Source organism: Neptuniibacter marinus, from assembly GCF_001597725.1.
In the GTDB taxonomy this organism is placed as follows: domain Bacteria; phylum Pseudomonadota; class Gammaproteobacteria; order Pseudomonadales; family Balneatricaceae; genus Neptuniibacter; species Neptuniibacter marinus.
This window is the reverse complement of record NZ_LUTR01000002.1, coordinates 306,878-328,416: the sequence shown is the minus strand read 5'-3', so window position 1 is coordinate 328,416 and position 21,539 is coordinate 306,878. Positions and strand designations below refer to the sequence as shown.

Genomic DNA, 21,539 nt, shown 5'->3' with positions numbered 1-21,539 from the left:
GTTTGCGCGTTGGCCAAGGCGAAAATGTGAATCCCTGAATGCCAAAGACCATCAAATTACACTTTTATGCGCATAAAAATGTAAAATTACACACTTTTCTGCGCGAAAAAGTGTGGGATGCAAGGTAAGTAATCATCTGTGTATTTTACGGAACGGGAAAATGCAGCGGTTAGAGGTCTATACAAGGTGACTTCAAAGGTAATAATCTGTAGACCTTGATATTCGATACTCTGATTTATCAATATTGGATACCATAGTATCCATATTGAGCTTATTTTTATTAAAATAGTATCCATATTGAGCTTATTTTTATTAAAATAGACACCATAATGTCCATTTCAGGTTAGGTGAGTTTCCTACTGACTAACCACTATTGCATAGAACCAGTAAAAAAATGGCAAAGCTATGTTGACGGAAATCGTGCCCGATAAAGCCTTTCAATACTGCTATTTTTTACCCCGAACAGCAGTGTGAAAACAGCACTGTTTTTACACACTCAATAGCCAAGAAGTATCACTAATATTCAGTAAAAGCCAAGGGGAGTGGTGAGAAATAAGCACTTTTGAACGGTTTCTTTTCGGTAACTAATTGAGTTTGTTAGGGTCTAGGCCGCTACTCAATGAGCAGATCCAGGATATCGAAGAACCATAAGCTGACCTGAGCGCAAAAAAAACGCATCCATTGGATGCGTTTTTTACGATAGATGATGCCTACTCTTTAGAAATCATATTTCGTATCAGTATAGATCTGGAACGCTTTTTCCCAAACTTCGCCCACTTCACCGTTGCCGACCGGTTTGCCGTCAAGTTTAGTTACGGGTGCGATCTCTTTCGATGAGCTAGTAATCCATAGCTCGTCTGCATTGCGCACTTCGTCCATTGTCACAACACGCTCTTCTACTTTTAGCGAGCCGTCGGCTTTTAGGCTGTCCAAAATAATACGGCGGGTAATACCCGGTAGGATTTGGTTATCCTGAATCGGTGTGATGACAACGCCATCTTTTACGATAAAGGCGTTGCATGAGCTGCCTTCTGTCAATTCACCGTCGGCGTTGTAGAGTAGGGCTTCATCGTTTCCAGAGGAGTAGCCTTCTTGGAAATGAATCACGTTACCCAATAGCGCAGTTGATTTAATGTGACAACGCTGCCAGCGAAGATCTTCAGTGCTGATCATGCTGTATTGAGTTACTTTAGCGCGATCTACAGGCTCAGGGTCTTTGATTGGGAATGTGAAAGCAAAGACCGTCGGCTCAACATTTTCTGGGTAGGCGTGGTAACGCTTTACGTCGGTTCCGCGTGAGATATGAACATAGACGCCTAGATTAGTTGCTAAGTCGCTGTTGCGTGCAACAAGGTCATCCAGAAGAGTTTTCCACTCTTCCGCTGTCTTTGTGCATTTGATCTCAATCGCGGCAAGGCCATTGATCATACGTTCGATGTGGGGCATTAAGCCTACAGATTTCCCAGCATAGTATGGGATAACTTCATAAATGCCGTCGCCGAATAAAAAGCCTCGATCGAGAGGAGAAATTCGTGCTTCTGACAGGGGCTGATATTCGCCATTCAGGTATGAAATGCTCATACTAACGTTCCTTCCACTTATATGCTTATGGGTTTTCTGCTTCTAGTCGTCTGCTAAGTATAGCGTTGTATATAAAAGGGCATAGCACTAGACGGCTTTGTTTAGTCACACATTATCGGAATGTGTTGAGTGCTGTTTGGTGAGTCTGTTGATTTTACCTATCGACAGAACAGCAGGGCCGATCTTTAGGCTGAAGCAGCTGGATGCGAAGTTTCTAGTAAAAGTTTATTTCTTTCAATAGCTTAATAAAAATAATGAAATATTCTTTTATAATTTTAAAATACAGGTTTTTTATCTATATTTTTCTTATTTGGTAGCTTATTTAGCTAATCATTAAGGTGCGTGTTGTTGATGATCATTTCCTAAGGTTTTAGCTGGTAATGATTTCACGACTGCTGTCGGCTAATAGTTTAGGCAAAATTCGATCGTCATCTAAACGCCAGTGGCAGCTAAAACCTAAATCGGGGGGGCGTTGTCCGATGTCGAGTTTTATAAGTGACCCCTGCACTAAGGAGTCTTTGATAACAGGCTCAGGAAGTAGAGCAACCCCAATAGCTTGTTGAGCTAAGGATAATAGATTTATAACTGAGCTACAGGTATGAAAAAGCAGTGGGTCGTCCTTGTAAGGTGCAAATAGCTGCTGCATATATTCCCATGGGCGAGTATTGCGGGGAAAACTAAGAATTGAGTAGCGAGTAAGGTCGGTAATCGTGGTTATTTTATCAATATTTGGGTGATTGGGTGAGCCAACCCAGTGCTGTGGATAACTGCATAAGGGTTCGCTTACCAGTTTTGGGTGGGGAGTAAGGTTGGAGACGGTTAGTGCTAAGTCGAGTTGATACTCCTCTAGTTGCTTAGTTAGTGTTGTAGTGACATCACTAATAAGCTCAAACGATATAAGTGGATATTGCTTTTGCCAGTGCTTAAGTAAGTCAGATAGCCACAGGTACGAGAGGGTATCGGTAATGCCGATACGTAATGTACCTCGTTGAGGGTTCTCTTCGCTGACCTGCTCCTTCATCTCTTGACTGATAGCGAGAATCTTTTCTGCATAAGGAAGTAGTTGTACGCCGCGTGGAGAGAGATGAGTGCCCCGTTGATCGCGGATAAAAAGTTGTACGCCTAATTCATCTTCGAGTGAATTGATTCGAGCAGAGATTGTGGGCTGAGTCGCATGGAGTTGTTGAGCCGCCGCGTGGAAACTACCGAGCCTTGCGACTTTTACAAAGGTGTTTATATTTCTTAGACGCATAGCGCGCATCTCATTAAAATGAAGCTACTCACTATAACTAAGTCTGTTCAGCCAATCTAGGGTCATAAAGAGCCAAGATTGGCATACGAATATAGCTTAAAATCGTCGTTCGGTTTTAGTTATAACCGATTAATCCACGTAGTTCGGCAATAATACTGTCTCCCTCGGAAACGGGTAAGCCATCTTCGGTTAGCTCGTTTTCACGGGTGACGCCATCGACACTACCTAGTTTTGATAGGTATTTCAGAATCTCGATAGGCTTAACATCATTAAGTAGGTCTTTGTCGTTCCAGAGGCTTAGAAACGTGATAATTCCGTATGCGCCCCAGTTAGAAACGTCGGCAATAAGCAGTTCATCTACTTTTGTGGCGGATGCCATAATATCGAGCTCTTTCAGGGCTTCTTGAATATTGCCCATGCCGATCTCGTTACCGCCATCGCCAATGCCTATTGTTGGGCATTTTGCATTACGGACGAAGGTATCGAAGCAGGCTGTGCGATCGCTGATGCTTTCACCGCGCATATTGTAGTATTCGCCATCTTCCGCCTGTCCTGGACGTTCAATTGATAATACTGCGTCAGGGTTGTAGTTATATAAAGCTTTGAAAGCTTCTAGCGTACGCTCTTGATGCTCACCGACGCTGATCTCGTGTATACGGTAATTGTTCATTAGTGCTTGGGATACGGGAGGGCCACAAACAATAACGGGGGTAGCGCCTAAGGCTTCTAATGCTTGGTAAAGGGCGATCGCTCCTACAGGACCATCGGTTTCAAACGTATCAACAACCGGAAAGCCTGTGCCAATCAATACATGGCCTTTACATTTGTTGAGTGTGCGAGCGGCACGCAGATAGTAGCCGCTGGCCAGTGCTGGCTGTATTGTTTTCATCCCACGTAGATTACGCGCAACTAATAGATCTTCAATTTGTTTGCTTAATACTGCTTCGTTGATCGAGTTGTTCTGCATAGGTTTTGTTTCCAAAATTATGTTGACCCGCAGCTAGGCTGCGAACGCGTATTCGTCTCTTAACGTACTACTTGCCTATGTTTTCGGGTGTTGTTCGTTCAAATTTTACGTGGGCAAGGCAGTGTAAGTTATGGGCTTCATCAATACTGATCTCTTCAAATGAGACGGTAGAGCCTGGTAATTGCTGTGCTAAGCGGGCGGTGTCAAGGGAGATCATTGAGCCTATTTTGGGGTAACCGCCAATAGTCTGGCGATCATTAAGCAGTACTATTGGCTGGCCATCGGCTGGAATTTGAATAGCGCCATGGCAGATCCCTTCCGATAAAATACCATCCATTGATGCTTTTATTTCCGGGCCTGAAAGGCGATAGCCCATACGGTCTGCCCGATTAGTTACTTCATATTCGCTGCTAAAAAACATACGTTTATCAAGATCGCTGAAGGCTTGTTCTTGATAGCCAGTAATAACACGTAGGCTTATATTATCGGTGTAACTTGGGCGATGATGCTCAGCTAAGCGAAACGCTTGACCTTGAGTGTCAGGTTCGCAGCGTAGATAATCACCCTGCTGTAGTTTTCCGCCATTCAGCCCGCCAATGCCTTCGCGGGAGACGGTCGAGCTACTGGAAAAACTGTGTTCTACGTTAAAGCCATTAGTGACAGCTAAATAGGCTCTAGCCCCTTGAGTAGAAAAGCCAAGCTCGATGCGGTCTCCTTGGTGTATGTGATGGGCATGCCAACGATCTTGTTCCACCCCGTTGATCTTCAGTGGCATTTCAGCGCCAGTAACGACTAAATGGGTGTCGACTTCTGATTCTAGTACGAGCCCGCCGATGCTGACTTCAAGTAGGGTGCTATTTAATGCATTTCCCAATAGACGATTAGCCCATTTGAAGGCTTGTGCATCTAAAGGGCCGCCGGTTGTTAGCCCAATACGGTGGTGGCCAAAACGCCCCGCATCTTGAATAAGTGTAAGGAGGCCGGGCTGAAGTACTTTAAAACCACTCATAGTTGGCCTCCTAACGCGATAAACTGTTCACGGTTAATAGGTTCAAATTTAACTCTATCACCCACTTGGACAGGCATTGTCGGTTCGGCTTTTGGGTCAAACATAGGCGCTGGACAAAGGCCGATTAAATTCCATCCACCCGGTGACACCGCCGGGTAGACAGCAGTTTGCTGATCGGCGATAGCAACCGCACCTTTTGGTACTTTCTGGCGAGGTGTAGATAGACGTGGTGCAGCAATACGTGGATCAACTTCTCCTAGATAAGCAAATCCTGGTGCAAAACCTATAGCATAAACTCGGTATTCCATATCGCTGTGGATCTTTATAACCTCTTCGATATTGAGTTGAGCCCGTGTTGCTAATGCCTCTAAGTCGGGGCCTGATTCTGTGCTGTAGTACGCCGGTAAAGTCACTATTTTTCCAGATATAGCGCTGCTTTCTTCTAGCTGGCCAAGGAGTTTGCGTAATTGACTACGAATCTCCAAGTGATCACAGCGGAGCATGTCATAGATCACTAAGAGTGAGGCGTAGGATGGCACCATATCAATCAGCTGCTCGGCCAGTTCCTTTTCTAAGATGGTGACGGCTTGCTGCACTTTGGCGGATGTGGCGGGGTCGGTTTTTTCACCAAAGTAGATGATGAGTGCATTTTCACCGGCAACTTTAATGTTCATGATCTAATAAGCTCGCGGATCTGCTGGATTGCATTAATACCATCCATATTGTCACCGTGGACGCAGAGTGTATCGGCTCGAAGCTTAAGTCGGCTTCCGCTGACAGTAGTGACTGTACTTGTCTCTTTTAGCTGTTTTACTTGCTCGAGCATTTTTTCTTTATTGTGGACTGCACCTTCGCGGCTGCGTGCGAGTAATTTGCCATCGTCGTCATAACAGCGGTCGGCAAAGATCTCAAACCAGAGTTTGATGTCTATAGCATCGGCTTCCTGTTGATGCTGTTCTGCCTCAGGCGTGCTTTGTAACATTAATATCAGCGGCTGGTGGTAATCTGCGATGGTTTGCATAACAATCTCACGAACCGATTTATCAGCCATCATATCGTTATACATTGCACCGTGGGGTTTAACGTATTCCAAGGTTAAGCCTACGGATTTAGCCATCCCATCCATAGCCGATATCTGATAGGTCAGCATAGCTTTTAATTCAGCGCTGCTGGCTTTAATACTGCGACGACCAAAACCGACTAAATCGGGGTAGCCAGGATGAGCCCCAACAGTGACTTTATTTTGTTTAGCTAATTCCAATGTTTTTTGCATTACTAACGGATCACCTGCGTGAAATCCGCAGGCTATGTTTGCTTGATCAATATGAGGCATGACCGCTTCATCTAAGCCCATCTTCCAAGAGCCAAAGCTTTCACCTAGATCACAATTTAAGCGTAATGACATAGACCGCTCCTTATTAAAGAATAGCTAAACGAGAATTGGGTAGATCAGTAATGATCATATGACCGGGGCTGTGTGTAATACAGAAGGGCGGTTTTGCTTGCTCTATAGCGACCTGAGGTGTCACTCCGCAGGCCCAGAAAACAGGTAGTTCGTCCTCTTTAATTGTGACAGCATCGCCAAAGTCTGGTTGGTTGATATCAGTGATACCAATCTGTGATGGATCACCTAAATGGAGTGGCGCACCATGTACAGAAGGGAAACGTGTACAGATCTGGACTGCGCGAATTGCATCGGCGGCTTTCATTGGACGCATGCTAACAACCGTTGATCCACTGAAGCGACCCGCAGGACGGCATTCAATATTGGTTCGATACATAGGCACATTGACGCCTTCTGTAATGTTTCTGATCTCTAGCCCGTCGGCTATCAGTGCTTCCTCAAAAGAAAAGGAGCAACCTAGCACAAAAGTAACAAGATCATCGCGCCAAACCTCTGATACATCATTAAGTTCTTGTGTGAGTTGGCCATTTTCATAGATACGATATTTAGGTACATCGCGGCGAATATCTAAATCTTCACCTAGATCTGGCAGCATAAAGTCACCGGGCTTGTTAGACATGCCAACAATAGGACAAGGTTTAGGGTTTAGTTGGCAAAATCTTAAAAAATCATTAGCCCAGTCTTGCGGCATAATGGCCAAGTTACCCTGTACGAAACCTTGAGCTAGACCAGAGGTATTTGCATTATGTTCACCGTGACGAATCATCTGGCGAATCTGTAAAGGCGTTTTATCTGATGTCATATCTAACCCTATATATGGTGAGCTGGAATCTATAGTTTTCAGTTATCTATCCGCGGAAGTTTGCAACGATGAACCCGCTTATTAAGCGGATCGGTAGTGCGAGATTAAGGATAGATTCTTATTGCGTTCTTATCCATTGTTCGGCGGCGGCTTGGGTATGAGCAAAAAATACAATACGTGATTGGCTGCTGAGCTTGCCGTTTACGCCTATAGAGCGGCGCTGTACCCACCAACTGTTTTCATCCGCTTTCATTATTTCATCAACATGGCGGATATCCAGAAATTGATTTAGTGGTATTGTGCTATTTTTCTTATCGCTCATTTTGCTTAGGCCTTTTCCTTTTAACGCATACTTAGTAGTCATCATGGCTGAAAGGAGGGGAGGCGTCTAATTAATAATTGACCCTATTTCTGATAGGAAAAACTTATCAGTTGTTCGACTTCTCTTTTTAAGCTTGGGGTCGTCTCTCTTTTTCCTGAATAGATTCATGCTATGAATTTGTTGTCAGAGGGCTTAGTCGAGATGTCGCAGCATTTTATGGACGCATAGAATGCTGCGAGCGTTTGCCTTGATAGCTATATCAGGCGTTGCTGTCGCTTAATACGCTGGTCTCGTCATTGCCAAGAATCGGTTTTGCTTGCATTACACCTATTTTTTGTAATAGAGCAATCACATCATGTTGGATCATGATTAATGAAGGGATCAGGATAAGGGTAATGACAGTCGCAAAGAGAATGCCATAACCTAGTGAGGTGGCAGCCGGAATAATAAATTGTGCTTGAGCTGAGGTCTCACTTAATAGGGGCACTAATCCGGCAAATGTCGTGAATGAGGTCAGTAAGACCGCTCTTAAACGTCCGGTACAGGCTTCAATAATAGCGCTGCGAATATCTTCGCCTGCATTCAAACTCTCATTAATTCGAGAAACCAGCAGTAAACTATCGTTCACAACCACTCCACTTAAGGCCACGATACCGTTAAAGGAAAGGATAGTGAGTGTCATATCATTGAGCCAATGACCTAGAATAGCCCCGACTAAGCCAAAGGGGATAGCGGTCATGATAATGATAGGCTGGATATAGGATCTTAACGGCACGGCCAATAGTATATAGATTGCCAGCATCGCCATTATAAATAGCTCACTCATAGATCCCGCAGTTTCTGCTTGCTCTTCGGCTTCTCCCGCAAAGTGAATGGATAAGTCTGGATAGGCTTCCGTTATCTGAGGGACAAGGTCTCGCTGTAATTGTTGCACTAACTCATTGGATGATATGAGTTCTTTATCAACACTGGCGCTTACATAGTAGGCGGGTAGCCCGCCAATTCGAGTACGTGTGTTTTGTTGATAATCTGCTGTAACGGTGGCGACTAATGATAGAGGTACTACGGTGCCATCGTTAGTACGTACGTTGGCATTCATTACATCTTCAATCGTTTGGCGAGATTGTTCAGGGTAACGAACCCTTACTTTTATTTCGTTTTTGCCCCGTTGGTAGCGTTGTACAACTTCGCCGCCAAAGGCTTGTAATAGCTGTCGAGATAGCTCTGCAGTGGTCATGCCGAGCGTGTAGGCCTGCTCGGTTAAGGTGAATTTTAGCTGGGCTTGCCCCGAGTTGAAGTTATCATCGATCCCTTGCACCCCTGGGATGCTTTCTAGTGCTTGTCTAAATTGCTGACCGGCCAGTTTTAGGGATTGATCGTCCAAAGCTTTGAGCTCTACTTTGAAATTATCGACTTTACCAAAGCGTGATTTAATATTGAGCTTTTTCACCCCTTCTAGGCTACCTACCCGCTGTTTCCAGTGGGCAGCAAATTCGGTTAAAGAGTAGGGGGCGTCATCTGCTAACTCTATAGTAACGGAACCGTTGTAATCATCACTAGCGATGACCTCCACAGTAGTGATAGCACTGGGGGTGTGACCATTTTGCAACTCGCTATCTGTTTCTGTAGCGAGTTTTTCTAGGTAGAGCAAGTTGTCTCGCGTTAGTCCATAGCTGGCATCATCCTGCATGGTTAGGCTTGCTTCTACAGAACTGCCCGGTATTTCTGGAAAGAAGGCTAAGCGGACATTGCCGTTAAAAGGCATGCTAATAACGAGGACAAAAATGGCGATAAAAAATAGGCCTGCCGCATAGCGAAACGTGATTGCCCACTTAATAAGTGGTAGATAAAGCTTATGGTTGACCCATTTTAGCCCGCTATCACAGGCGTGTTGAACGTGCGCCCAACTATCTTTCCAGCCATTGCCGCGTTTTCGGTGGGTGTTAATATGGGCTAAGTGAGCGGGGAGGATTAGCTTTGATTCGACCAATGATAGAAGCAAACAGATTGTTACAATCACAGCAAATTGAGCATAAACATTGCCTAGGCCGCCCTCAACATTACTTAAGGCGATAAAGGTTGCGATAGTCGTCAGCATACCAAAAATAGTAGGTGTAGCGACTTTTAAGGTGCCTTTGATTGTACTTTTTAGGCTGTCACCCTCTTGGCTTCGTGTGGAGTAGATACTTTCGCCCACAACAATAGCGTCATCTACCACAATACCTAAGGCAAGAATAAAGCCGAAGGTAGTCATTTCATTGATCGACATGCCGGTAAAATTGTCGGTCATAAAAAACAGTGTGCCACTAAATATAAAAGGCAAGCCTGCGGTGACCCATAGGGCCACACGCAAGTTGAGAAAGAGAGCAAGAACAAGAAAAACTAATGCGATACCGGAGAGGGCGTTTTTCATTAGCAGAGATAAGCGGTCGCTGATCATTTCACTGCCATCATTCCATGTTTCAACGCTGATATTGGCGGGTAGTGTTGAGCGTGATTTCCATTCTTCAACCACGGTTTTGGCCACATCAACAATTTTGATTATATCGCCGGTTTGATCAACGCTGAGTTCAATGCCTATACCGTTAAGGCCATCATATCGGGATAAAATTAGGCTGCTATCCTCAAAGGTATCTTCAACTTTTGCTACATCACCTAAGCGGATAATCGCCCCTGTTTCAGTTGTAATAAGGGGAATTTGAGAGAATGCTCTTGTGTAATAGGCTTGGGTCGATGCTTTGAGTTGAATAACTTTGTTTTCATTTCTTAAGCTGGTGGATATGGGAGAAGAGGATTCGGCATTGATGGCATTGTTTATATCAGTCAGTGTAATGTCATAAGCTTCGAGCTTTTTCTCGTCTATTTCGATGGAGATAAGTCGGTCGGCTTCGCCGTTAATGGTGACATTGCTGATCGCAGATTTAGTAAGAAGGTCGGCTTTTAGCTGTTCAGCTAAGGTTTGCAGTGTGGAGCGGTCGGTATCACCAAAAATTTTAATTGAGTAGGCGTGATTTAGACGTTCCTGTTTGGCAATAACCGGATTTTCCGCATCCGCGGGGAAGTTATAGATCGCATCAACCTTGTTTTTTACATCCCTTAGAAGGATGTCTAGATCATAGTCACTCTTCTTTTCGATACTAACAGTAGAGCTACTGGCGTTGGATACTGAAGTGACACGTTTAATGCCTAATACATCAGTTAATGCCTCCTCTATTTTTACTGCGATCCCTTCTTCAGTTAATAAAGCATCACCGCTGTCATAACTTACAGATACGGAAATGGTGTCTGATTCGCGAGAGGGGAACGCCTCTTTGCGTAGATTGTCGACGGAGAGTACACCTAAAATAAGAATGCAGATCATGAGTAGATTGGCAGCTACGCTATTACCTGCAAACCAACCAATAATGCCATTGTAATTTATGCGTCTTTCGTTGGATGTACTCATTGTTGATCCCTTTTGTCAGTTTCAACAGATGTTGGTCGATTAGGTTGTTGCTGTGTTGTTTGCTTTGTTGCGTTTCTATCCACTGCGCGCATGCCTGGCAGGTAACTGCTTAAGGGGTGAATAACAATATTGGTTTCTTTTAAACCCTCGATAGGACTGACAAAAATGTAATCATTGGCAGAAAAATGAATATTGGCTTGTGCCGCTTGCAGTGTGCTGTTGGCATCCAAATACCAAATTTTATTATCTTGGGTCAGAGATGATGCAGGTATCTGCCAGAGATTACCGACTGCCTTTCCGGGGATTGACGCTTGTACAAAACTACCTGGGTAGAGAGGCGTATCTAACTTGAGGGGGGTTTCAACGGTGATAATAAGTGAGCGTTGACGGCTTGTACTATCTAGGTGCTGTTCGGCCCTAGCAACAAAGCCTGTCCAGTGTTTGTTCCCATCAGCACTTGTTAATGTGACTTCTGTTTTTCCCTGCATAGCTTCTATATTTGGCAAATTATTCCACTGCTGTGAAGAGAGTGGCACTGAAATTTGCACTAGGTCTGTATCGTATAGTTGCACCAGTTCAGTTCCTGTTTGCACATAGCTTCCAGTTTCAACTGAGCGGGATATAACCTGAGCATTGAATGGCGCTTTAACCCGGGTGTAGGCTAGGTCTGATTTGGCTTTTTCTAAGGCTTTACGTGCATATTCTACTTTTGCTTGAGCCGCTTTGACTTGGGGAATATAGAAAACTAAATCAGAGTTCGGTTGTCCTTTTAAACCTGAGCGTTTCCATTCCTCTTGGGCTTGTTTTTGATTGAGCTGTTCTTGTAGCAGTTCAACTTCTGTGGTGGCTAAATCCGACTTTGCGCTGGCAACGGCCTCTTGGTACTCCACGTCATCAATGACTAATAGTTCAGCACCTGCTTTGAAGGTTTGGCCGCTTTTAAGTTTTGGCGATAGATGGACGATCCGCCCACTGACTTCAGATGTTAGCTGTAATGATTGGTTGGGTGTGACAGAACCAAACCCTTTAACTAATGCGGTGTAAGTACCTGTAGAAACCGGCACCGTTGTTACAACTGGATATTCAGCCTGCTTTTTAGGAGGGGCCTTTCTCTGCAAGCTTTCTAAATCGTTACTGCTAACCGCAAAGGCTAAGGCAATACTACCAGCAGCAATAAATGTGATGACTAATTGTATTTTTGAAACTTTCATGTTGAATCTCCTCAAGCGCTATAGGCTTGTCTACACACCTAAACCCAAGGCCAAGCCGAGTGTTATTCTGTTTGTTAGTCGCTGATAGGTAATCTCTGTCAGTTGAGCTTCTAAATTAAATGTTTGCTGCTGTACTTCTAATAGATCAAGAAAACTAACCAGCCCTTGACGATATTTCTCTCTATAGGTATCGCTACTGAGCTGGGCATGAGCTAGCGCTTGGGAGATATGCTGTTGTTGTTTATTCAGCGAAGCTTCCTGCCCTAAAGCGTTCTCCACTTCGTTGACGGCGGCTAGCAAAGTTTTTTGATAGGCCCAGTAAGCTTGTTCTGCTTCTAGTTTTGCGCTGCTTGCTTGCGCTCTTAATTTTCCGCCCTGAAAGATCGGCGCGGTTAGTTGACCTAATAAACTCCATGCGGCACTTTGATAAAGAGCGTCCGTTAGATTTCCGTTGCTCCCTGAAAAAGCGGCTTCTAGAGAGAAGGAGGGAAGTAAGGCTTTGTATGCCACATCGGCGTTAAATTCAGCGTTTTTGATTGTTAAGTAAGCTTCTTGTAGGTCGGGTCTGCGGCCTAAATCCTGTGCGGGTAAAGAGGCGAGCGGGATACTCGTTTTAGGGAAGCGAGCGTTTGTTTCTGGGAGCTCGTCATGGCCGCCGAGCAGTGTTTTAAGCGCTCGCCGACTTACTTGTAGTTGCTCTTTATAAGCCGTTAATGTTGCTTGTGAACTGGCAGTGGAGCTCTTTGCTGTATCAAGGTCAGAGAGATTGTCTAAACCTAGACGGTATCGCTCTTCAATAGTGGCTTCATTTGTTTCTAAAATAGCGGTACGTTGCTGTTCAATACTGATGAGTTGCTGAAGTTCCGTTTGCAGCAACCAATTGTCGATGATGCTGGCAGCGAGTAGATCGCGAGCATATTTGTCCGCAGCGATGGAGCCTGAAAGATTCGATTGTTCCGCGTTAATGCTGTCCTGCATCTGGCCCCAGATATCTACCGCCCAACTAATTTGTAAGGCTGAATTGAATACGGAGTCAGTACTTTCTGTTTTTTCTTGGTTGAGAGATAGGCTTGCTTGAGGAAGATTATTGCCCTCAACATTAGTGACAGATAGGTTGGCGATCTGCATAGCTAAGGTGGTTTGTTTGATGTCTGGGCTGTTAGCTAGACCAATCTCAAGAAGATATTCAACCTCTTTTGAATCAATAAGGTCCAGTAGTTTGGCTGACGTTTGGGAGGACACCGCTGATTGTTCCCAGTGCTCTATACTGTCTAGGTCATTATGTGCTTGAGTACTGAATGTTAGGGGTTCAGTTACGGAGCAGCCTGTTAATGTCAATAACCCGACCAGTAAAGTATAGCGAGCTACATTCCTTGCACCCGATAGGTTCCTGTCCATTTTTACGTCCTCTAATTTTAATGGAGGTAAATTAACAGGGGTAAGGGTAAATAAGGGTTAAAGGAACTGTAAAGAACTGTAAAGTTTGGGCTGTGAACGAAGAGCAGGCTGCCTATCGACCTGCTCTCTCATTGTGCCAGATTACGGAGTCGGTATTAAAGTGTTGATTCCTGTTTGTTAGGGTCTTGCTTATTTAACGCTAATTGTTGCTTGTGGGCAGTTTCTATTCTCGCTAAATAATCCTTTAACTGACGCTGAAATGCAGATTTTTTCTTGCCGGTTAGGGAGACTGCAATTGGGATTTTTGCGGTCATCGCATTAACTGGGCGACCGTTCACGTGCAGCTCAAAGTGAAGATGAGCACCGGTAGATCGGCCTGTATTACCGGATTTGGCGATTCGCTCGCCACGTTTCACTCGTTGCCCTTTAACTACATAAGATTTACTTAAATGGAGGTAACGTGTTTTATAACTTTGGCCATGTTGGATCTCTATATATAAGCCGGCATATTTATGGCGAACTACGCGAGATACGATGCCATCGCCAATACTTACAACGGGAGAGCCTACGCGCATCGCGAAATCAGTACCATTATGAGGCCTAATTAAGCCTGTAATTGGGTGGCGTCGTTTGGGGTTAAAGTTAGAGGAAAGGCGGTATTTTCCATTGAATGGATAACGTTGAAAGGCTTTCTCTAAATTACGGCCTTTCTCGTCGTAATAGTTATCTTCAAACAGGAAGGCATTGATCTCATGGCGCCGATTTTTAATACGAATCGCCTCAATTTTATTATCGCCAGTCGCTTCGCCATCTACATATTGGCGCGAGAGTAGTACTTCAAATTTATCTCCACGTTGGATGTCGCGACGGAAATCAACACGTTGTTTGAGTAGTTCGGTGATGGTTTGTGCTTCCCATTGGCTTAGACCTGCTTGTTTGCCGGAGCCTGTGAAGCTATAAAGAATTTCGCCGCTTATCAGTTGCTGTTTCCAATCACCTTCCAGCTGCACTTCATTAAACTCAAAGCCGTCGCCTTCTTTACGTTGATAGACTACTTTGTGCGCAAGGCTAAATTGTAATTCTAAACGCTGCAGCAGCTGGTCTTGCTTTTCAAAGACTAAGGTATGGCCAGGTTTTAAGTTATCTAAGGCTAAGACGTTAAGGTCGGCCTCTAAAAGTTGATACATGGTTTTTTGTGGCAGCTGTAGACGCTCAAAAATACTGCTTAAGGTATCGCCTTTACGCACAATATATTGATAGCTATTACGCAGGCCTGCCGCAGGTACCAATAAGGTTTCGTTTTCGGGCACTGAGTCAAAAGCCCAAGGTGCTTTTAATTGACGGATAGTGAGTGTGGGTGTTTCAAATAAAGGTGCATCAGTATCTACAAGATGATCCAGGGATAACGGCGTACTAACCGAGCTATTCGAAGAGGGAAGAAGGAGTGCTATGAGTAGCAGTACGGCTAAAAATGCCAGCGCTTTGCGGTGGATTTTAGGCAGTGCTGTAACAAAATTGGCTGAGGATGAAATCCAGCGCATTAATTTACCATCATACTAAAAATTAGAATTATATTATTTTAATCATATATTATTAATGGCTGAAAGGCCCGTATTTACTAACTGTAACTCTGCGCGTAGTCACTATTTTAGTGATAAAATAATAATTGATGTGATTTTTTAGATCTATTTAAGTGAAATAATAGGGTAGTTTATCTTGCTAACTTGCATGAATAGATATGTCGGTAATGACTAATATTCAATAATATCTGATTGATTAGGGTAGATGATCTAATGGCTAAAGGCACCTTGTATGTTGTTTCTGCCCCTTCTGGTGCGGGCAAAACTAGTTTAGTTAAAGCAATGTTGGAACAAGATAGTGAGATCGTTGTATCGGTTTCTCATACTACGCGGGATATGCGACCTGGCGAGGTCGATGGCGTTGATTATAATTTTGTATCGATGACGCAATTCAATCAGATGATTGAGGACGCTGATTTTCTTGAGTTTGCTGAAGTGTTCACTAATAAATATGGCACATCTCAGCGTTGGGTTGAGGCTCAGTTAGCACAAGGAAAAGATGTTATTTTAGAGATCGATTGGCAAGGCGCGCAACAGATCCGGCGTTTGATGCCTGATTGCTTATCTATTTTTATCCTGCCGCCTTCGCGTGAAGTTTTAGAGCAGCGTTTGAATGGGCGTGGCACGGATAGTGAGGAAGTTATTGGCTTACGTATGTCTGAAGCGGCAAGTGAGATGAGTCATTATTCCGAATATGATTATCTGGTGATTAATGACAACTTTGATACCGCTCTAATGGAGCTACACGGTATCTTTTTAGCACAACGGATGAAGATTGATCGTCAAAAAGATCATTGCCACGATTTGCTGGTTAGTCTCTTGTCATAATATAGATCAAGCGGTACACTACGCGGTCTTTAAATACACCCCAAAATTTTCGAGGTTTTACCGATGGCACGAGTTACAGTTGAAGATTGCCTGGAAAATGTAGATAACCGTTTCCAGTTAGTAATGGTTGCTGCTAAGCGCGCACGTCAGCTGGCTACTGGCGGTAAAGAAGCTAAGGTAGAGTGGGAGAATGATAAACCTACTGTTGTGGCATTACGCGAAATCGCTGAAGGCCATACTGGACGCTCTATTTTGGACGAAATCGAACGCGATTAATTACTCAGTTAAGAATTTCTTTTCAAACGCCCTGATTTATCAGGGCGTTTTCGTTATTAAAGACTTTTCCTAGTGGCGTTATTACGGCATTATTTCTGTATAACGCAGGTGGTATGGAGAGGCAATGCAAACAATAGACGCACTATCACAACGCTTAAGCGATTATCTGGATCCAATGCAGATCCAGCAGGTGCGTCGTTCCTATTTTTACGCAGAACAGGCGCACGATGGCCAAAAGCGTAAAAGTGGTGAACCATATGTAACTCACCCATTGGCAGCCGCTAATGTTTTGGCCGAGCTGCGTATGGACCATCAGAGTCTAATGGCGGCGATGTTGCATGATGTTATTGAAGATACAGATATCAGCTATGACGGTATCGAGTCTCAGTTTGGTACATCTGTGGCGGATATTGTTGATGGTGTTTCTAAACTAACTCACCTTGAATTTGAAACTAAAGCCGAAGCGCAAGCGAGTAACTTCCAAAAAATGGTTTTGGCCATGGCGGAAGATATTCGCGTTATTTTGGTTAAGTTGGCTGATCGTCTACATAATATGCGCACTTTAGGTGCGATGCCTCCTCATAAACAGCGCCGTATTGCTCGTGAAACACTCGATATTTATGCACCCATCGCTGCTCGTTTAGGGATGCGTGATGTTCAAGTTGAGCTAGAAGACTTGGCATTTCAGTCTCATTATCCGATGCGTGCTAAATATATACGTCGAGCTGTGGTTCAAGCTCGGGGGCAGCGTAAAGATGTTATTAGCTCGATTCAGGAAACAATTGAAAAACGGTTAGAAAAAGAGGGGCTAAGCGGTACTGTCACAGGACGGGAAAAGCATCTTTATAGCATCTATTCTAAGATGAAAGCGCAGCGTAAATCTTTTTCAGAAATTATGGATGTGTTTGCGTTTCGCATAGTTACTGATAACGTAGATGATTGTTATCGTGCTTTAGGCGCAGTACATAACTTATATAAGCCTGTGCACGGACGTTTTAAAGATTATATAGCGATTCCTAAAGCAAATGGTTACCAGTCTTTGCATACAGACCTGTTTGGTGCACGAGATATTACTATTGAGGTGCAAATTCGTACCCATGAAATGGATGTTGTCGCTAGTCAAGGAATTGCTGAACATAGCCATTATAAAAATGATGATGGTAGTGATGCTTCAGAAAGCGCTTTAGGTTCCTATAAGCGCGCTCGCAAGTGGGTTAAAGGATTATTGGAGATGCACCAAAGTGCGGGCAACTCCATGGAATTTATCGATAGTGTTAAGACGGACCTATTTCCCGACGAAGTTTATATCTTTACGCCTTTAGGCAAAATAATGGAATTACCGAGTGGCGCGACGGCAGTTGATTTTGCTTATGCGGTACATACTGATGTAGGAAATTCCTGTGTGTCCTGTCGTATTAATCGCCGCTTAGCGCCGTTGTCCCAACCTTTGGAAAATGGTCAAACTGTCGAGGTGATCACGACGCCTAGTGCACAGCCGAACATGGCATGGTTAAACTTTGTTGTAACAGGTAAAGCACGCACAGCGATTCGACACTATCTGAAAAACCAACAGCGGCATGAGTCTGTCGAGCTTGGCCAGCGCCTGTTAAACCAGTTTCTCGCTAATTATGGCACCTCGGTTAATGATATAGATCCGTTTAAATTACGTGATCTGCTCCATGAAGCTGAGCTTACAAGCCTAGATGATCTGCTCGAGGATATTGGATTGGGTAACCGGATGGCCTATGTGGTAGCACGACGCCTGCGCCCCGAGCAGCCTGTGAATGGCGATGAAGTGGGAAGTGAGCGCTTACGTAATCAAAAACCAATGTCCATTAAAGGGACAGAGGGTATGGTGCTGCAATATGCGAAATGCTGTTTGCCCATTCCTGGCGATAAAATCATCGGCCATATTAGTACGGGGCGAGGGTTAGTGATCCATCAAACCGATTGCCGGAATATTGGCTACCTCCGTGATGATCCAGAAAAATGTATCTACCTTGAATGGTCCGATAAGTTAGAGGAAGAGTTTAGCGTTAACTTGAAGACTGAGGTTGAGTCTCATCGAGGTATTATTGCTGAGCTCGCAACAACCGCTGCAAGTGCGGGTGTTGATGTTGTAGCGATTGATATAGGAGATCATGAAGGGCCGCTAGCTAATGTACATATGGAGGTAACTGTGACTGACCGTATTCATCTGGCTCGTGTGATGAAAAAGTTGCGTAACTTGAAGAGTGTTAACCGGATCACGCGGGAATAGCACGTATTATACTTATTGGCCTAAGGCTAAGCCCTCTCTTCGATTATCAACACCACTTTCCCATTTACCATTATCTGTACGGCGAAATGCATGTAATCCACTGTTGAGATCACGAATTTTTATTTCATGTCCCATTTGACTCAGCGGCTCAACCAGCTGTGTGGCTGCCGTTTCTGCCTCTAATTCTGTAATGCCATTACGGTTACTGACGTGGGGTGTATTGATTGCTTGCTGCAACGGTAGCTCTGTATTCAGCATCATTAATAAGCTTTCTGCAACATAACTAATAATACGGCTCCCGCCGGGTGAGCCAACAGCGGCATATAGCTTGCCCTCCGAATCAAATATCATAAAAGGAGACATAGAGCTACGTGGGCGCTTGCCCGGTTGAACTCTATTGGCAATTAAACGACCTTGTTTTTCAGGAGTAAATGAGAAATCGGTCAACTGGTTGTTGAGTAGGAAGCCCCCCGCCATGAGTGTAGATCCAAACGCCATCTCTATGCTGCTTGTCATAGAGGCCGCATTACCCCATTGATCTACAACGACAAAGTGGCTGGTGGAGGGAAGCTCCGGTGATTGGTCGTCTTGCCATGCAGTATTTACCCCTTGAGGGCGTCCCGGTGCTAAGGTGCCTATATCTTTGCTGGGATTGATTAACTGGGCACGTTGCTGAATATAGTTTTCATTTAATAGGCCGGAAACCGGCACATCAACAAAATCACTATCAGCTAAATAACGACCACGGTCAGCAAAGGCGAGACGTGATGCTTGTGTAAATAGGTGCTTCGCGGTTGAACTGTCAGGTGCGAGTGCTGAGTAGTTTGTATGCTCTAGCAACTTCAATATCTGTAAGACAGTTACGCCGCCGGATGTGGGGGGTGGAAAACCACAAACTTTATACGCTTGGTAGGGTAAGCAAATGGGGGCGCGCTCAATCGCTTTATACTGCTTTAGGTCAGCGGTACTGAGTAAGCCGGGATTATCTGTTCCGTTTTGAACCTGACTGACGATTTTAGTGCTTATAGTGCCTTGATAAAAGACTGAACTCCCTTGTTGGGCAATCAGCTCAAGGCTATCGGCCAAAGCAGGGTTTTTGCGAAGAAAACCAGTAGGTAATGGTGAGCCGTCTTTTAGATAAAAATACTCTCGTGCTTCCGGATATCTATTTAAGCCTGGGTTAATGCCGCTAGCGATTAATTTGTGCAGGCGAGGGCTTATTTTAAAGCCCTCTTTTGATCGGTTAATTGCATCATTGAATAAGGTTTTCCATGGCCGTTTACCGTACTTAGATTGTGTTAGCTCCAGCATTTTTAGTACACCAGGTGTACCCACAGAACGTCCACCCACAAGTGCATCAACCCAGCGCATAGGTTTTTTGTTACGATAGAATAGTTGTGGATTAGCCGCGAGAGGGGCTGTTTCTCTACCATCAAAGGCAACTAGCTTTTCGGTTGTTTGATCCCAATATAAGAGAAAGGCTCCGCCACCAATACCAGATGATTGTGGTTCAACTAAGGTGAGCATTGCCTGAATGGCAACAGCTGCATCCGCAGCAGTACCGCCTTGTTTGAGTATATGTAAACCGGCTTTTGTTGCGTGGGGATTGGCTGTGACAACAAGGGAGTTATATTCACTTGAAATAATGTTTTTTTGAAGCCCTGTACTATTTTCAGGTGCTAAGTCTTCCTTAACTGCATAAGTTATTGAAGGCGAAAATAGAAGAAAAAGTAGTACAATTCGATGTATGTGCGGTAAGTTCATAGTTAAAATGGTAAAAATTGCACTTATAAGTGAATAATTAATCAAGAGTTTTGCTTTCTAAAAGTGTTACTAATAATCTACTCTTAACATTAAGCTAAGACTAGCATTTGGAGAAAGGAAATTGTCAGTAGGTGTATGCGTTCAGGAAAAACGCGGTGAACTGCCGCAGTTCCGATTAGTGTTATTGCATGATGCTGAAGGAAAAGCGTTAGCTATATTACCAGCTAATTCGCTCCTTAACCTTGTTGCGATTTGGAAAAAAACCGAGCGTCAGCTTCAGCCGGTTAAAGGTGAAGATGCAAGCCGATATTTTAGCCAAGATGCATTGAATTTCCCTGATGGGCAAGCCAAACTGCTTTCATTGAAGTTGTTTATCGCTTCAGAATGCTTGCAGCATGAGCAGTTGGAGCTAATTGAACCTCATTCGGGATTAAGTTTTATTGCTATCGTTGAGCAGTTGGAAATGGGCCAGCGTTTAGAGTTGGGGCTGACTTTGGATCAGATTACAGAGCTTCAGCCGGAAGGTAGTGATACTGCTGTGATCTCTAAGGCCGTGGAGCGTTTTACGGTTTTGCGTATACAGCAGCGACTTGAAGATACGTTGGGCTTACCATCGTTGCCGCCAACGGTTAAGAAAATTATTATGTTACGCTCGGATCCCGAGGCGGGTGTTAAAGAATTAGTTCCTGTGGTGAAACTCGATCCTAGCTTGTCTGCTCAGGTTATGAGTTGGGCGGCTTCGCCTTACTATGCAGCACCTGGGGATGTGCATTCTATTGATGATGCCGTGATTCGAGTTCTTGGTTTTGATCTTGTGATCAATATGGCGTTAGGTACGGCAATGGGACAGATGTTGACTATTCCCGATGACTTACCTCGTGGTGCGACCCCCTATTGGATGCAAGCGGTCTATAATGCGAGCCTTGCAGAGAAGCTTTGTCGTATGATGGCGACGGATGATCGTCCACTGCCGGGCTTAGTGTATCTGTCTGCCTTACTACATAATTTCGGCTATTTGTTGTTAGCGCATCTTTTTCCTCCTCATTTTTCATTGCTTTCCCGTTATATTGAGGCTAATCCACACTTCGCTTTAGATGCGATAGAGAAGCAAATTTTGAGTGTTACTCGAGAGCAAATAGGGAGCTGGTTGTTGGCGAACTGGGATCTTCCAGAGCCTGTAACTGTCGCGATTAGGCAGCAAAATAATCTGGAGTACAAAGGTGAGCATGAGCAATACGCTAAACTGCTCTATCTATCCAATCGCTTACTTCGGCAGCAAGGACTTAGTGATGGGCCTGTAAATAAGATACCTGATGAGTTGTACCAAGAGCTAGGCTTAAATGAAGATGAAGTGGCTGAGACGCTGCAGGAGCTAATGCGTAATGAAAATAATATCAAAGAGTTAACTAAAATATTGGGTGATTAGGCTCTCTGGACTA

General features: G+C 44.3%; 17 protein-coding genes. 4 read left to right on the top strand and 13 right to left on the bottom strand.

All coding sequences use genetic code 11. The features are described 5' to 3' along the window. Positions 1-717: 717 nt before the first annotated feature. The 12 genes from A3774_RS03460 to A3774_RS03405 form a co-directional block, all read right to left on the bottom strand. On the bottom strand, positions 718-1,581 hold the full coding sequence (locus A3774_RS03460) for an aminotransferase class IV (RefSeq protein ID WP_067863142.1): 864 nt from the start codon (positions 1,579-1,581) through the stop codon (positions 718-720). 370 nt (positions 1,582-1,951) lie between these two features. Beyond that, a complete protein-coding gene (locus tag A3774_RS03455) occupies positions 1,952-2,833 on the bottom strand; it encodes a LysR family transcriptional regulator (protein ID WP_067863140.1) in 882 nt (293 codons plus the stop codon). 115 nt (positions 2,834-2,948) lie between these two features. Further along, positions 2,949-3,800: a DUF4392 domain-containing protein gene (locus tag A3774_RS03450; RefSeq protein ID WP_067863136.1), complete on the bottom strand. Its 852-nt coding sequence runs from the start codon at positions 3,798-3,800 to the stop codon at positions 2,949-2,951. A gap of 67 nt (positions 3,801-3,867) precedes the next feature. Beyond that, the gene (locus A3774_RS03445; RefSeq protein ID WP_067863133.1) at positions 3,868-4,809 is read right to left on the bottom strand and encodes a 5-oxoprolinase subunit C family protein; all 942 of its coding nucleotides are present in this window, start codon (positions 4,807-4,809) and stop codon (positions 3,868-3,870) included. After that, entirely contained in the window at positions 4,806-5,483 is a 678-nt protein-coding gene (pxpB, locus tag A3774_RS03440; protein WP_067863129.1) for a 5-oxoprolinase subunit PxpB, read from the bottom strand. The genes A3774_RS03445 and pxpB overlap by 4 nt, the downstream gene beginning before the upstream one ends. Further along, positions 5,480-6,214: a 5-oxoprolinase subunit PxpA gene (locus A3774_RS03435; protein ID WP_067863126.1), complete on the bottom strand. Its 735-nt coding sequence runs from the start codon at positions 6,212-6,214 to the stop codon at positions 5,480-5,482. The genes pxpB and A3774_RS03435 overlap by 4 nt, the downstream gene beginning before the upstream one ends. A 13-nt stretch (positions 6,215-6,227) precedes the next feature. After that, entirely contained in the window at positions 6,228-7,016 is a 789-nt protein-coding gene (locus tag A3774_RS03430) for a putative hydro-lyase (protein ID WP_067863122.1), read from the bottom strand. A 118-nt stretch (positions 7,017-7,134) separates the two neighbouring features. Then, the gene (locus A3774_RS03425; protein ID WP_067863120.1) at positions 7,135-7,338 is read right to left on the bottom strand and encodes a hypothetical protein; all 204 of its coding nucleotides are present in this window, start codon (positions 7,336-7,338) and stop codon (positions 7,135-7,137) included. A gap of 259 nt (positions 7,339-7,597) precedes the next feature. Beyond that, positions 7,598-10,783 (bottom strand): efflux RND transporter permease subunit, encoded by a 3,186-nt coding sequence (locus A3774_RS03420; protein ID WP_067863117.1) that lies wholly within the window; start codon positions 10,781-10,783, stop codon positions 7,598-7,600. Then, on the bottom strand, positions 10,780-11,994 hold the full coding sequence (locus A3774_RS03415) for an efflux RND transporter periplasmic adaptor subunit (protein WP_067863114.1): 1,215 nt from the start codon (positions 11,992-11,994) through the stop codon (positions 10,780-10,782). The genes A3774_RS03420 and A3774_RS03415 overlap by 4 nt, the downstream gene beginning before the upstream one ends. Positions 11,995-12,024: 30 nt before the next feature. Further along, on the bottom strand, positions 12,025-13,392 hold the full coding sequence (locus A3774_RS03410) for a TolC family protein (RefSeq protein WP_067863111.1): 1,368 nt from the start codon (positions 13,390-13,392) through the stop codon (positions 12,025-12,027). 155 nt (positions 13,393-13,547) lie between these two features. Continuing rightward, positions 13,548-14,933 (bottom strand): peptidoglycan DD-metalloendopeptidase family protein, encoded by a 1,386-nt coding sequence (locus A3774_RS03405; protein WP_067863108.1) that lies wholly within the window; start codon positions 14,931-14,933, stop codon positions 13,548-13,550. A 252-nt stretch (positions 14,934-15,185) separates the two neighbouring features. Between A3774_RS03405 and gmk the strand changes: the two genes are divergently transcribed. From gmk to A3774_RS03390, 3 genes are all read left to right on the top strand, one after another. After that, complete coding sequence (gene gmk / locus A3774_RS03400; protein WP_067863105.1) at positions 15,186-15,800, top strand: guanylate kinase; 615 nt, start codon at positions 15,186-15,188, stop codon at positions 15,798-15,800. A 63-nt stretch (positions 15,801-15,863) separates the two neighbouring features. After that, the gene (gene rpoZ / locus A3774_RS03395; protein WP_067863102.1) at positions 15,864-16,076 is read left to right on the top strand and encodes a DNA-directed RNA polymerase subunit omega; all 213 of its coding nucleotides are present in this window, start codon (positions 15,864-15,866) and stop codon (positions 16,074-16,076) included. Between the two features lie 124 nt (positions 16,077-16,200). Then, positions 16,201-18,336 (top strand): RelA/SpoT family protein, encoded by a 2,136-nt coding sequence (locus tag A3774_RS03390; RefSeq protein ID WP_067863099.1) that lies wholly within the window; start codon positions 16,201-16,203, stop codon positions 18,334-18,336. A gap of 12 nt (positions 18,337-18,348) precedes the next feature. Here the strand turns inward: A3774_RS03390 and ggt are convergent, their stop codons facing one another. Beyond that, positions 18,349-20,100: a gamma-glutamyltransferase gene (ggt, locus tag A3774_RS03385; RefSeq protein ID WP_067863343.1), complete on the bottom strand. Its 1,752-nt coding sequence runs from the start codon at positions 20,098-20,100 to the stop codon at positions 18,349-18,351. Positions 20,101-20,221: 121 nt separating this feature from the next. Here ggt and A3774_RS03380 point away from each other — a divergent pair, with 121 nt between their 5' ends. Next, the gene (locus tag A3774_RS03380) at positions 20,222-21,526 is read left to right on the top strand and encodes an HDOD domain-containing protein (protein ID WP_067863096.1); all 1,305 of its coding nucleotides are present in this window, start codon (positions 20,222-20,224) and stop codon (positions 21,524-21,526) included. Positions 21,527-21,539 lie beyond the last annotated feature (13 nt).